11 protein-coding genes are annotated in these 13,015 nt (G+C 34.8%); 8 read left to right on the top strand and 3 right to left on the bottom strand.

Features of this window, described 5'->3' with window-relative positions:
• The first annotated feature begins 25 nt into the window (after positions 1 to 25).
• The 5 genes from QM017_RS07960 to QM017_RS07940 all read left to right on the top strand — a co-directional run bounded on the left by QM017_RS07960 (position 26) and on the right by QM017_RS07940 (position 7,296).
• A complete protein-coding gene (locus QM017_RS07960; RefSeq protein WP_178197975.1) occupies positions 26 to 955 on the top strand; it encodes a haloacid dehalogenase-like hydrolase in 930 nt (309 codons plus the stop codon).
• Between the two features lie 93 nt (positions 956 to 1,048).
• A complete protein-coding gene (locus QM017_RS07955) occupies positions 1,049 to 3,391 on the top strand; it encodes a family 16 glycosylhydrolase (RefSeq protein WP_282709415.1) in 2,343 nt (780 codons plus the stop codon).
• Between the two features lie 173 nt (positions 3,392 to 3,564).
• Positions 3,565 to 4,455: an alpha/beta hydrolase gene (locus QM017_RS07950; RefSeq protein WP_282709414.1), complete on the top strand. Its 891-nt coding sequence runs from the start codon at positions 3,565 to 3,567 to the stop codon at positions 4,453 to 4,455.
• Positions 4,456 to 4,605: 150 nt separating this feature from the next.
• Positions 4,606 to 5,964 (top strand): guanine deaminase, encoded by a 1,359-nt coding sequence (gene guaD, locus QM017_RS07945; RefSeq protein WP_178197977.1) that lies wholly within the window; start codon positions 4,606 to 4,608, stop codon positions 5,962 to 5,964.
• 9 nt (positions 5,965 to 5,973) lie between these two features.
• Positions 5,974 to 7,296, top strand: coding sequence for a solute carrier family 23 protein (locus tag QM017_RS07940; protein ID WP_282709413.1), 1,323 nt, complete (start codon positions 5,974 to 5,976; stop codon positions 7,294 to 7,296).
• 43 nt (positions 7,297 to 7,339) lie between these two features.
• On the opposite strand, the gene QM017_RS07935 is transcribed toward QM017_RS07940, so the two are convergent.
• Positions 7,340 to 7,834, bottom strand: a complete 495-nt coding sequence (locus QM017_RS07935; protein WP_282709412.1) for a hypothetical protein — start codon at positions 7,832 to 7,834, stop codon at positions 7,340 to 7,342.
• A 179-nt stretch (positions 7,835 to 8,013) separates the two neighbouring features.
• Here QM017_RS07935 and QM017_RS07930 point away from each other — a divergent pair, with 179 nt between their 5' ends.
• Together QM017_RS07930 and QM017_RS07925 are read left to right on the top strand one after the other, a co-directional pair.
• The gene (locus QM017_RS07930; RefSeq protein ID WP_282709411.1) at positions 8,014 to 9,435 is read left to right on the top strand and encodes an SLC13 family permease; all 1,422 of its coding nucleotides are present in this window, start codon (positions 8,014 to 8,016) and stop codon (positions 9,433 to 9,435) included.
• 72 nt (positions 9,436 to 9,507) lie between these two features.
• A complete protein-coding gene (locus QM017_RS07925) occupies positions 9,508 to 9,858 on the top strand; it encodes an iron-sulfur cluster biosynthesis family protein (protein ID WP_282709410.1) in 351 nt (116 codons plus the stop codon).
• Between the two features lie 432 nt (positions 9,859 to 10,290).
• Here the strand turns inward: QM017_RS07925 and QM017_RS09255 are convergent, their stop codons facing one another.
• Positions 10,291 to 10,572, bottom strand: a complete 282-nt coding sequence (locus tag QM017_RS09255; protein ID WP_349238483.1) for a hypothetical protein — start codon at positions 10,570 to 10,572, stop codon at positions 10,291 to 10,293.
• A gap of 274 nt (positions 10,573 to 10,846) precedes the next feature.
• Positions 10,847 to 11,290 (bottom strand): transposase, encoded by a 444-nt coding sequence (locus QM017_RS09250; protein ID WP_349238482.1) that lies wholly within the window; start codon positions 11,288 to 11,290, stop codon positions 10,847 to 10,849.
• A gap of 289 nt (positions 11,291 to 11,579) precedes the next feature.
• On the opposite strand from QM017_RS09250, the gene QM017_RS07915 reads away from it, so the two are divergent.
• A complete protein-coding gene (locus tag QM017_RS07915) occupies positions 11,580 to 13,001 on the top strand; it encodes a helix-turn-helix domain-containing protein (protein WP_282709409.1) in 1,422 nt (473 codons plus the stop codon).
• The last annotated feature ends 14 nt before the right edge of the window (positions 13,002 to 13,015 follow it).

Genomic DNA, 13,015 nt, shown 5'->3' with positions numbered 1-13,015 from the left:
ATTGAATTGTGAAAGGAACGTGCAAATGGTTAAAAGATTAATCAGTGCTGACACCAGTGAAGTCTTAGCGATGGATGGTGCGATGCTTAAGAAAAGTATTAAAGCTAGTGAAGGTCGTGTTGTTTTAAGTGAAAATGTCGTCGTACATGAAGGAATCGATGGTTTGACAACTTCTGAAATTGCGGCAGCATTTGGGGCTGACATGATTTTATTAAATGCTTTAGATGTTTTAGAACCGGTTATTTTAGGATTATATAAGGGAGAAGAGACGTTAGCAACAGCCAAGGCACATCATGATGGACAAAGCATTCGCCGTCTACAAAAGTTAGTTGGTCGTCCGATTGGTGTTAACTTGGAGCCTGTCGATCCACAAGCAAAAATGGCGGAAGATCGTCTAGAGATTTCTAAAGGACGTATGGCAAGCGTTGAAACCTTACAAGCGGCTGAAAAATTAGGGTTTAACTTTATCGTTTTGACAGGTAACCCAGGAACAGGTGTTACAAACGCACAGATTGCAGCTAATGTAAAACTTGCAAAGCAACATTTTAGTGGGCTTGTAATTGCTGGTAAGATGCATGGTGCAGGGGTTGATGAACCTGTAGTTAGTCTTGATGCAGTTAAAGCTTTCTTGGAAGCTGGTGCTGATGTAATCTTAGTTCCAGCTGTTGGGACAGTTCCTGAATTTGATGAAGTTGAATTAAAGGCAATTGTCAAATATGTGCATGCTCATGATGGGTTGGTGATGAGTACGATTGGTACAAGTCAAGAAGGCTCGGGAGCAAGCTATTTAGAAAATATTGCAATTCGCAATAAAATTTGTGGGGTTGATATTCAACATATCGGCGATGCTGCTTGGGGAGTTCAATCACCATTTGACAATATCTATGCTTTAAGTAAGGCAATTCGTGGCGAACGTCATGCTATTCAACGGATGGCGCGCTCGATTAATCGTTAAATAAAAATAGTAAATCCGATCTGCAATGGGTGTATAAATGTAGGTCGGATTTATTTCTTTTGTAAAAAGGAAACGGTTTCAGGAGGTTTTATAATGATTAAATATAGCAAATTAGCACACGCTTCTATGGCATTAATATTGATGGGAAGTTATGCTGCAACGGTTGCTACCACGCCGCATACAATTTTAGCTGCAACCAAAAATGAAGTTAAACATGAGCATGAATTGGTTGATTTACAGACTGATAATTTATTACAAAATGGTAATTTTGAAAATGCGGACAATAATTGGAATATAGTTGGCCAAGATTCAGGAGTGATTAAGGATGAAAAATCTGGAAGTAATATGGCCGTATTAAATAAAACAACTGATAATCATGCTAATGGACATATTTGGCAAGATGTTACTTTAAAAAAACATACAACTTATGTGCTGAGTGCAAAAGTCAAGGTTCAAAGTTCTAATCCTAGTGATTATATTACTTTTGATGTGAAAAAAGGCGACGTAAATGTTGCTAATTATTTTAAAGATTTAAACGTATATGCAGATACTGGTGAATGGCAAGATGTAAGTCTTGAATTTATGACAGATGATACAACTTTATTTGCAGTTGGGATTGGTCGATGGTTTGATCAAGCAACTTCATCACAAAAAAATACAGTGGCTTGCATGGATGATGTTAAATTAAAAGAGAAGAGCACTGCTCAAGACGATAATTATAATATTATTTGGGCTGATGATTTTAATGAACAACAACTCGATACTTCTAAATGGGATTATGAATTAGGAAGTATTCGTGGTGTTGAACAAGAACATTATGTTAACAGTAAAGAAAATGTCGATGTTTCTGATGGAACCTTGAAATTACGCCTAACCGATAGAGCAAAAGAAGACCAATATACAAATCCGCGTGGTGATCGCAAAGTAATTTATAATTCAGGAAGCATCAGAACGCATGGTAAACAAGAATTTCTATATGGTCGAATCGAAATAAGAGCTAAATTGCCTAAGGGTAAAGGTGTATTCCCAGCATTTTGGACTTTAGGTTCAGACTTTACGTTAGATGGTAAGATTAATTCACAACAAGGTGCTCCATGGCCTGTTTCTGGAGAAATGGATATTATGGAATTAATAGGTCAAGATGGTGATACATCTCAAGGAAATAAGACCGTTTATCAAACGCTACATTATGGGGATGCAGCAGATAAAGATAATGGTAAATATGCAGGCAACGGGACCTCTTATGCATTAAGTGATGGTACAAACTTTAATGACGGGTATCATATTTTTGGAATCAATTGGAGTAAAGGAAAAGTGGAATGGTATGTCGACAACAAAATTGTACGGACTGTCGATTATAGCAATGATCCATTGGCTTTAAAGACGCTTGATCGTCCGCAATATGTACAATTGAATTTAGCTGCAGGTGGTAATTGGCCAGGAGATGCGGGTGCAAACTTAGCAGGTCAAGAATTTGATGTTGATTATATTTATTATGCACAAAATGAACAACAAAAAGCTGATGCGCAACAATACTATGCAAATGCCGCTAAAATTACAGGGGCAAAAGATGTAACAATGACTCAAGGAGAAATTCCAGATTTATTAGCAGGAGTTACATCGGATAAAAATACCAAATTAGATTTTTCTGTTGATGATGAATATCAATTCCAAAATACCGGTGGAAATACTAATGTTCACTTGGTATGTAGTGGCAAAGATGATGCTGCTAAACTAGCAACATTGCCTGCTGGTAAGTATAATTTATATTACAGTGCGGTGAATACAGAAGATAAGACCATACCAGCTACTAGAAAAGCTGTTTTGTTGACGGTTAAACCACGTTCATTGGCAACTGATTTGGCAGCTAACGGATTAAAGGCAGTAGGTTATGCTAAAGATACGCTAGCAAGCATTGCACTTCCTGATGGTTGGAGTTGGGATAAGCCAGATACAGTTTTAGTCCAAGGAACACAAAAAGTGTCTGCAACCTACAGTAAAAATGGTTTTACAATGCAAGAAAGTATTGATGTGACAGGGAATGCTTCTGTTTCTAAAGAACAACTTCAAGCGCAAATAGCAGTTGCTCAAAAACTTGTAACACAAACAGATAAATATACTGCTCAATCTTTAGCAACTTTACAAACAAGTCTTACTAAAGCAAAAGCTGTGTTGGAACAACTTGATCCTACGTACGCACAAATGACACTAGCTTATCAAGATTTAGAAAATGCCCAAAAGCAATTGGTTCTAAAAGATGTTCAAAAGCCAGCAGAGCCAACGCAAGATAAGCAAGATCAAGTAATTCTTGAAAGTAAAAAAGATGACAAGAATTCTAAGCTTCCACAAGCTGGAGAAAATAAGGGAATTATTTTAAGTGCTTTAGGTTTGTTGACAGCAGGAGTTAGTGTAGTAGCTTTATTTAAACGTAAATAATTAACTAGATTAAAATGCATTGCATAATCTGAATTTGATTATGTAGTGCATTTTGTTTTTTTAAAAGGTTAATTAGAGCCACATTTTAGTCAAGTAAGCGCTTTTTAAGTTAAGGAGTGTTGCTTATAATATTGGTATTGAGAAGTGATTTAAAAGCGAAAGGGTTGGTAATGATGACTTACGAAGAAGTATTACAACAAATTGAACAAATGCGCACTCAATCTAAAGCAAACGACGATAAGCGCGATGCTGGTTTGCCTTTACAAATTCCAGGAGTAAAGCGCATTGATGATTTGAGTTACGGTCCAGATCCTAAATGGCATCTATTGGATCTTTATTTGCCAGAAGATATCAATGAAAAAATTCCTGTTATTATCAGTATTCATGGTGGTGGCTGGTGCTATGGGACTAAAGAAACTTATCAATTTTATGGGATGGGCTTGGCTAAACGAGGTTTTGCGGTGGTTAACTTTAATTACCGCTTAGCACCAGAAGTTAAGTTTCCTAAAGAATTAGATGACATCAATGCTGTTTTTCATTGGGTCGTTCAAAATGCCATAAATTACAACCTTGATTTAGATAATGTCTTTGTTGTAGGTGATAGTGCAGGCGGACAAATGGCGCAACAATATGTTACTATCTTAAGCAATCCAGCTTATCGGGCATTATTTGGTTATGAACGCCCTGAATTGACAGTAAGAGCGACTGCTTTGAATTGTGGTGTTTACTTTATAGATCAATCAGAAAACCAAGCAGGTGTGGGTGAAGCTTATTTCAAACAAGATGATGGTTCGTATCCGTTAGAAAAACTAGAAGTGGAAAAATATATGAATCAAGATATGCCACCATTGTTTGTGATGACTTCAAGCCATGATTTCTTGCATGATGCGGCCTTTCGTTTGGATGGATATTTGTTAGCTAAAGGAATTGATCATGAATTACACGTCTATGGAGATGAGAAAAATCCACGTTATCATGTCTTTCACGTTAACCAAAGAGATGGAATTGCTAGTTTGTGTAATGATGATGAGGTTGCTTTTTTCAAGCGTTATTTAAATAAGTGAAAATTAAAATCCGGATCTTGATAAAAGATGCGGATTTTTTATTGTTCATAACATAACGAACTATATTCGTGATTAAACTTTAAATGTTTGACTTTTTAAAAAGGATAGGGTATGATACAAATATTATTTTTACTGGACGGAGGAGTCTTGATGACGACTAAACAAAAAGTTTTTTGTGGAAATCTGTTGTTTACACCAGAATTTGGCCGACTTGAATTATTAAAGCAAGCCTTAATGATTGTTGATGATAACGGAATGATTAGTGCGGTTATTCAACAAGATGATGAAAAATACGAACAAATTAGAACAGAAGCTAAGCAAGCGGGGATTTTACAAGAATTTTTAGCTGAGCAATATTTGCTACCGGGTTTTGTGGATTTACACATTCACGCATCACAATGGCCACAAGCTGGGATAGCTTTAGATGATCCTTTAAACGTTTGGTTAGATGAGTGTACTTTCCCACTAGAAAGTAAATATCAAGATTTAGATTTTGCACGAGAAGTCTATAATGATTTAGTTGAGCAACTCTTAGCACGGGCAACAACAACAGCAGTGTATTTTGCCACCCAACATCTTGAAGCAAGCTATGAATTAGCTAAGATTAGTGCACAAAAAGGACAACGTGCATTTGTTGGTAAAGTTGTTATGGATAATCCAAAGCAAACCCCAGATTTTTATCGCGATAAAGATTCGCAAAGTGCAATAGCCGATACGAAAGAATTTATACGCAGAGTCAAACAATTAGGAAAAGATGTTAAACAAGGAGTCTATCCAGTAATTACTCCACGTTTTGTACCAAGTTGTACGGATGAAACGCTAGCTGCTTTGGGCAAATTAGCACAAGAAACTGATGCATATGTGCAAACCCATTGTAGTGAAGGTCAATGGGAACATGATTATGTCTTAGAACGTTTTGGTAAAAGAGATACCGAAGTCTTGGCTGACTTTGGTTTGTTGAAACGCAAGTCAATCATGGATCATTGTAATTTTGTTAATGAAGCCGATGGAGAGTTATTTGCCAAGAAACAAGCCGCGATTGCACATTGCCCGATTTCTAATGCATATTTTGCTAATGGGGTCTTGCAAGCCAAGCGTTTGCATAAACAAGGTGTAAAAGTCGGCTTGGGAACGGATATTTCAGGTGGATTTTCACCAAGTTTATATGACAATATTAAGCAATGTGTGATGAGCTCACGGATGTTAGAAGATGGGGTCGATGTTGATTTGCCAGCACAACAACGAGGAAAAAAGGACAGTCGTTTATCTGTATTAGAAGCTTTTTATTTAGCGACTAAGGGTGGCGGACAAGCTGTATGTTTACCATTAGGAAGCTTTGAAGCAGGTCAAATCTGTGATTTTCAAGTTTTAGATCCTACGGTGGCAGCCAATAAATTACCAGGATTAAACATTTTTAAACGTCCTGTTGATATTTTGGCTAAATTATTATATTTAAGTACACCAGCAAATATTAAAGAAGTCTGGGTACAAGGGCAAAGAGTAAAATAGAGGTGGATTATGCAAGCAACTAAAAACAATAAAGTTAGTTTATCGATTGGTGTTAATGAAGATATTTCATGGCAAAAATCTTTGATGTTAGGTTTACAACATGTTTTAGCGATGGATGTTTATGTGCCACCATTTTTAATAGCTGTAGCGGTTGGAATGACAGGTCATGCCTCGACAGCCTTGATTCAGTCAACCTTTTTAGGAGCTGGGATAGCTTCATTGATTCAGGTTTTATTCTTCTTAAAATTACCTGTGTGTCAGGGGCCATCATTTGTTCCAGTAGGAGCTATGGCAGGAATTATCGTGGCTAATGGTGGACGCTTGGATGCGGCAATGGGTGCTTCGCTTGTTGGGGCACTTGCGGTTACTTTGCTTGGGATGAGCGGACTTTATCGTTATATTGTTAAAAATTTTGTGCCACCATTAGTAAGTGGAACAATTATCGTGATTGTTGGTTTAACTTTATTGCCAACGGCTTTTACGAGCAATATCTTTGTTGCTAATAAAGCATTATCGATGCAACAAAATGTATTATTAGCGGTAGTGACGGCGGCAGTCATGATTTTATGTTCGATGTTGGGTGTTTACTTTAATAACAATGGCAAATTATTTAGAATTAGTTCTGTGATTATTGCATTATTTGTAGGTTCGGTGATAGCTTACTTAATGGGTGGTTTAGATTTAAGCACCGTGAGTCAAACTTCTTTTTTGAGCTTACCTAACTTTGCGTTTATCAATTATGGTTTGAGCTTTAATTTTTCTGCGATTATCACGATGTTGGTGATTTATTTAGTGTTGTTAGCCGAAACAACAGGAACATGGTATGCAGTAAGTGCTGTTATTGAAGAGCCGCTAGATGAAAAGCAAATCAATCAAGGTGTGATTGGTGAAGGTTTGGGTTGTTTGGTAGCTTCGTTGATTGGAGCAACACCTTTGACGGGGTATTCGACCAATGCCGGGGTCATTTCAATTACTGGTGTTGCAAGTCGTAAAGTCTTTGTTGGGGCTTCATTTGTCTTTATTGGTTTAGCATTTCTAGGAAAACTTTCGGCCTTGATTAATGCGATTCCAACAGCAGTTATTGGTGGTGTCTTTGCTGTAGTTTGTGTTGTTATCATGTTAAGTGGCTTTAGAGTAATCAAAAATGAACCGCTAACTGAACGCCAAGTTTATATTATTGGCGTACCATTGATTTTTGCGGTTGGTTTGTTATTTATGCCGGCTGCTTTGACCAAAAACGCACCAGAATTAATTCAATATCTATTAGCTTCACCAATTGCCGTGAGTGCTATTGTAGCGATTGTGATGAATAAATTGTTACCTGAAAAATAAAAAAATGATACTGAGTTTTCTTTTGAAAATTCGGTATCATTTTTTAGTAAGTAAGATAATTATTTGTACATAAGGGATGACAGCTGGCCAAGAAAAGTTGCTGTTGTTTACGCCAATCAAGATGTTTATCTTTAAGCCAAGTCACACAAAAATTATAATTTAGCTGACTGAAATGAGTATCTAACAAGACTCCTAGGCCGTGCTTCATATAAAAGCTTTGCTCTAAACCAAAAGTTGCTAGTTCATGTTGTCTAGTGGAAGTAATCATTAATTTAGCAGTAATGTCATAGTTTTCATCTAGTTCATAGATGCTGCGTCTTAAAAAACGAGCATCTTGTTCGATATCATCAATCAATGTTTTTTGCGTATCAGCATTCAAGGTACAATAAAGGAATGTAGGTTTAGTATATGTGATTTGAGGTAAGGTGATTAAAAAAGTTTCGCAATTAAAATGGCTAATAATTTTTTGGTCAGTAAAAGGATATTCTTTTGAAACAACTAACACTTTGATGGCGCCCCAAGGTGTTTGCAAACTCATTTTTTGCCTCCTTTCCTTAGTATTATTGTAAGGCTAAAAAAAGTTCAACGACAAGAGTTTTAAAATAAAGTTAATATTATAGAATATAAATTGTTTTGGTGCGGGTAATAATGATGATAAAATATTAAATTAGGCTATGTTAAAAATATAATTATAGCTTTAGTTAGAGGAGACATATTATGAAACAAAAAATATGGACAAGTAGTTTAATTTTATGTTTAATATTAAGCCATCTTGTTACATTTGGAACTTTAAAACAAAGTAATTTTGCTTTGCTAGCAACGTTTGTCGTTACATTATTGTTATGGATTACGGTAGATATTGCTTGGCCTAGTCTACTTTGTTTATTATCGTTAGCGCTTATTCCTGAACTAGGCATGAAAAAGATTTTGGCACTTTCTTTGGGTAATGAAACCCTAGCATTTTTATTATTTACTTTTATGTGTACTTATGCCTTGGCAAAAACTTCATTTGTTAGAAGAACAGCGATTTTTTTTGTGACTTCTTCTTGGGCTAAAAAAGGCCCTTGGCAAATGAGTATTTTATTTTTCTTGGCTGTTTTAAGTACAGGATTATTTATTGCACCGACTGTTCTTTTCTTTATTTTTTATCCTATTTTACAAGAAATTTATACATTAATAGGCTTGAAAAAAGGAGACAGTTTTGCATCAATGCTATTGATGGGGGTGATTATTTGCGTTAATCTATCAGCCGGAATGACACCAATCGCACATGTTTTTCCAGTCTTGGCAACCAGTGCTTATGCAACATTAACTGGTACTACAATAGATTATGGAAAATATATGTTATTTGGTATTCCTACAGGGATAGTTTTATTTATCGGAATGCTAGTGATTTTTAGATTTATTTGGCGTCCACAAACGCCAACTTTTTTAGGCTTAAATAAGACTGATTTTACAGTTATAAAAAAGCCAAGACAAGTTGAAAATGCAATTGTAAGTATTTTTGCTTTAGTAGTATTTTTGTGGGTGGCTCCAAGTTTACTTGGAGGCATTTGGCCTTTTTTTAATACGAGTTTAGCTAAATTAGGAACGGCTTTTCCGCCATTATTAGGCTTGATTTTATTGGCACTTATCAAGTTTGAAAACAAAGCATTACTTGATTTAAATGAAGCATTTGTTAAAGGAGTCTCATGGCCTAGTGTAATTATGTGTAGTGCGACGCTAGCTTTAGGAAGTTGTTTGACAGATTCTAATTTAGGATTTATTGCACCTTTGACAGCAACGCTAAAACCTGTATTAGCAAGTGTAGGTGTTGCAGGTATGCTGTTGTTATTTATAATGTGGGCGACAATTGAGTCTAATATTTCTTCACATATTGTTACTTCACAAGTTGTAGCATCAGTTGCAGCTCCACTAGCATTAAGTGGTGGTGCAAATGCGTTGGCTTTGACAAGTGTAATAGGGTTAGGTGCGTCAATTGGCTGTGCAACACCGCCTTCGATGCCGTTTGTGGCAGTCGCGTGTTCTTCTGGATGGCTGACAACTAAAACGACTCTAAAAGCAGGAATAGGTTTTAGTTGTGTGGCGATTATCATCTTGTATACTATCGGTTATCCCTTGGCTAACTTAATCATGTAGCTTAGGCAAATAAATGTCTTAGCCTAAAGATTGTTGCTATAATTAAGGTAAAGAACATAAGGAGGTAACTTTATGTATTTGAATATTACACAAGCAGCCAAGGAAAAAATAGCTGCTAAAGTTGCGACACGCCATGTTGATTTATTACTAGATTTTGATGATGGAGTAGGCCCGCTGTCACCCAAGGGCGCATGTGCGTTATCGACAGTTTTTAGATTAGTCATAGTACCAAAAGGTAAATATCAAAAAGACTACAATGCTAAACTTGATTCAGATATGGGCGTGATTCGTTATAAAGACTATAGCGAAACTTATATGGATCAAGAAATGACTTTAACAGTTGATGAAAATACTCAAATTTTACAATTAAAAGGGCTACAAAACGGCTTATTAGCAGCTAATCTTGCAATTGTAGAAGGATGAGGCTGGGAAAAAAGTACCAGTCTGACATAAAAATAGCTGATTGAATTTCTAAAAATGAAATTTGATCAGCTATTTTTCTATTATGTCTATTTTGGGTTCGTTTTTTTAGGGATTTTATCCCTCTTTTTTGGAATAAATGCCATAATTTTGATATGTTAATCGCCAAAAGTAGTAATCCTAATTCATTTCGAACTGCTTTTTCACCTCTAACGTGTACTCGGCGCACGCCAAAATTCCCCTTCATATCTCCGAAAATTGTTGCAACATCTGTTCGTCTTCTTGGGTAGATAGTTGAACCTTTTTCGCTAGAAAGGTTTTCTTTAGCTTTATGTTTTAAATATTCCCAGTTTAAGTTTATTGATTTAGTCCGTTGTTGTCCCTTTTGAGTTTGCGCTAATTGTTCTAATTTCTTTGTCGCTTGAAATTTATCAGCTACGTAGACTTTGAAATCTCGTTTAACCCTATATTATCCACACGAGAACTATATCTTTGGAACTTAAATACGACTCCATCAGGGTTCGTATAATAATCATCTTTATCGTGATATGTCCAATTGTTAATATTTTGTGGATCTCTTTGGTATTTACGACTTTGTTCTTTTTGATACATTCCATAAGGAATCAATGGAATCTTTTCAAACTTGTCAATAACTGCTTGATAATTGGTTTCACTGCCATAGCCTGTATCCGCAACAATGTATTTAAATAAATCCAAATTAGAAAAAACTTCAAAAAAGGTACTAACGTTCGTGTATCCGTTGGATTAGGGAAGATATCATAGTGCAAAACAAAGCGACCACTGGTCGCAATTTGTAAATTATAAGCAGGTTTTAATTGACCATTTTGCATGTGGTCTTCTTTTACGCGCATAAAAGTAGCGTCAGTATCTGTTTTCGAGAAACTATTGCGATCTTTGAAAATTTCCCTATCACGTTCATACTTCACTTTTCTAGGAAGAAAATCTTCTTTCAATTTACGTTTGATACTCTTTAATTTACGACGAACATGTTTGTTTTTTGAACCACCTTTTTAACCTTAGGTTTGGCTTCAATTTCTTTTTCCAACTCAACTAGTTTAATATCAGTTTCTTTGATAAGTTCTTTTATTGCATCACTAGAACGAAAATTATTGATAGTTTTATAGCTAATGGGAGTATTACCACTTAACCACATCATAGGAAGGTAATACTGATTTAATTTAGCAATCTTTCTGCCAGAAAAAATAGCTTCATGATAAGCAAAAAGCGTCATTTTTAGTAGCATAGCCAGATGAAAAGCAGGCCGACCGGTATGTGAAGTCTCTTCTGAAAGAATATTAAGTAAAATTGAGTCCACGAAGTGGCTGATTAAAACCGCAATATGGTCAGATGGTAATTTTAATAAATAAGTAGTAATATCTAATTCTAGTTCAGATGTGTTATAATTTTTGTACATGGTTAACATCTCCTTTATTGGTTTTAGGGAACTTAATATTAACAGGAGATTAGCCATAAGAAAAGGCCCATGCCAATTTTTTTGACGTGAGCTTTTTTCTATTGAAGCTGAGTTTTTCTCAGCCTCTTTGTTTTTCAATAATTTAATATTTACTGATAATTTTAAGCGAAGTATAATATGGTTATATATTAAAAAATATTAATTTTTATAATTATAGATAAAAATTTCTTAAACATAAGCGTAAAAGAGTTTATCTTGGTTAGCAAGATAAATTAAACGGGGAATTGATATGATTTTAGATTATATGGAAAAAACAGTTGTACGTAGAGCGAAACTTTTGAATATATTATATTGTAATCAAGAAGAAACATTAGGTAAATTATCTTTTGTATTAGAGTGTTCACCTATGACTGTGGTATCAGATGTTGAATATTTACAAAATGAACTAGAAATTCCAATAAAGCAATCCGATAAAGGTGATTATGGTTTAAAACCTAATAAGGCTTACCTAGATGATTATCTACATAAACTTTACGCAACATCAACATTTTTAACATTTTTACAATATTTTTTTATTTATGAAAACAAAATTGATTTTTTAGATTTTATTAAGCAACAAAAAGTTTCTACGGCTAAAGGTTACCGTATGCGACAAGAAATTGTGAAGTACATTGCAGAGACCGGATTAGAATTAAAAGATAATCAAGTTTGTGGTAATCAGATTTTATTGCGTTTTTTACGAGCTGAATTGGTTAAGCACCTAAATATGCAACTCATCTTTATGGATGAGCAATTTAGTAGTGCTTGTGAACAAATACTAACAAAATTAGAAGAGCAATTAGGAATAGTATTTACTAAAGAACAACATTATTTGTATCAGCTTTTGATGAACCAAAGTATCTTGGTATCAAAATGGGATAAAAGTGACTTTGATTCAGACATAGAAAGCCTAATATCTGCCAAAATGTATCCGACGGGTTATTGTGAATTGGTTAAAGAATATTTGTCCCAATATTGGTCTGAAGAAAATTACTTATTTGAAGAAAAATTTGCCTTGGTTGTATTTTTAGCAATTAATCCTTATATCTTTGATGAAAACTTACCAGTGCAAATGGTTTTACAAAATGAATTGAGCTTTTTTGCGTTACCAAAGGTCAATGAATTGATCAGTGAAATAAAGCAAAAATTTATTGTTGAAAAGAGTCGAGAAAAACATTTTTACACCGCATTGTATATTTATTTGCGGGACGCATTTTTAGGGATTCAAAACATTAAAAATAGCTGTAAAATCATGATTGAAACACCATATCGCACGACAAAAACTTATTATGATTTAGTTAAGTTGTTAGAAAAGTGGAATCATAAACGTTTGAAGTTAAGCAATCATTATAATTTGATTTTATATAAACGAATGGCAATAATATTAACGACCAAACATTATAGTGATGTAGTTATTGTGTCAGAACAACGAAGTGATGCATTATTTTTACGGGATTATTTGCAAAAAATGTATTCTAAAAAACCTATGAATTTAAAGATTGCAACTACTCAAGCAGAACTTTTAAATAATAAAAAAAGCGCACAAACATTGTTTTTAATGGATAAAGCATGGCACGAAAAGAAGTTAATTCCTGCGACAAACGTTTTGTATATCTCTTTTCCTTTGAGCACTGAGCAGATGTTTGAAATGTTAATGAAACTTTCGTGCTAATAGTTAGACACCAA

It is taken from the genome of Ligilactobacillus sp. Marseille-Q7487, assembly GCF_949152225.1.
Classification (GTDB): domain Bacteria; phylum Bacillota; class Bacilli; order Lactobacillales; family Lactobacillaceae; genus Ligilactobacillus.
This window is presented reverse-complemented; position numbering and strand designations above follow the sequence as displayed.

Bases quoted from the DNA above. Each gene is read 5' to 3' on its own strand.
- QM017_RS07960 (WP_178197975.1), top strand. From the start codon at position 26: ATGGTTAAAAGATTAATCAGTGCTGACACCAGTGAAGTCTTAGCGATG.
- QM017_RS09250 (WP_349238482.1), bottom strand. From the start codon at position 11,290: ATGTACAAAAATTATAACACATCTGAACTAGAATTAGATATTACTACT.
- QM017_RS07930 (WP_282709411.1), top strand. From the start codon at position 8,014: ATGAAACAAAAAATATGGACAAGTAGTTTAATTTTATGTTTAATATTA.
- QM017_RS07940 (WP_282709413.1), top strand. From the start codon at position 5,974: ATGCAAGCAACTAAAAACAATAAAGTTAGTTTATCGATTGGTGTTAAT.
- QM017_RS07935 (WP_282709412.1), bottom strand. From the start codon at position 7,834: ATGAGTTTGCAAACACCTTGGGGCGCCATCAAAGTGTTAGTTGTTTCA.
- QM017_RS07925 (WP_282709410.1), top strand. From the start codon at position 9,508: ATGTATTTGAATATTACACAAGCAGCCAAGGAAAAAATAGCTGCTAAA.
- guaD (WP_178197977.1), top strand. From the start codon at position 4,606: ATGACGACTAAACAAAAAGTTTTTTGTGGAAATCTGTTGTTTACACCA.
- QM017_RS07915 (WP_282709409.1), top strand. From the start codon at position 11,580: ATGATTTTAGATTATATGGAAAAAACAGTTGTACGTAGAGCGAAACTT.
- QM017_RS07950 (WP_282709414.1), top strand. From the start codon at position 3,565: ATGACTTACGAAGAAGTATTACAACAAATTGAACAAATGCGCACTCAA.
- QM017_RS07955 (WP_282709415.1), top strand. From the start codon at position 1,049: ATGATTAAATATAGCAAATTAGCACACGCTTCTATGGCATTAATATTG.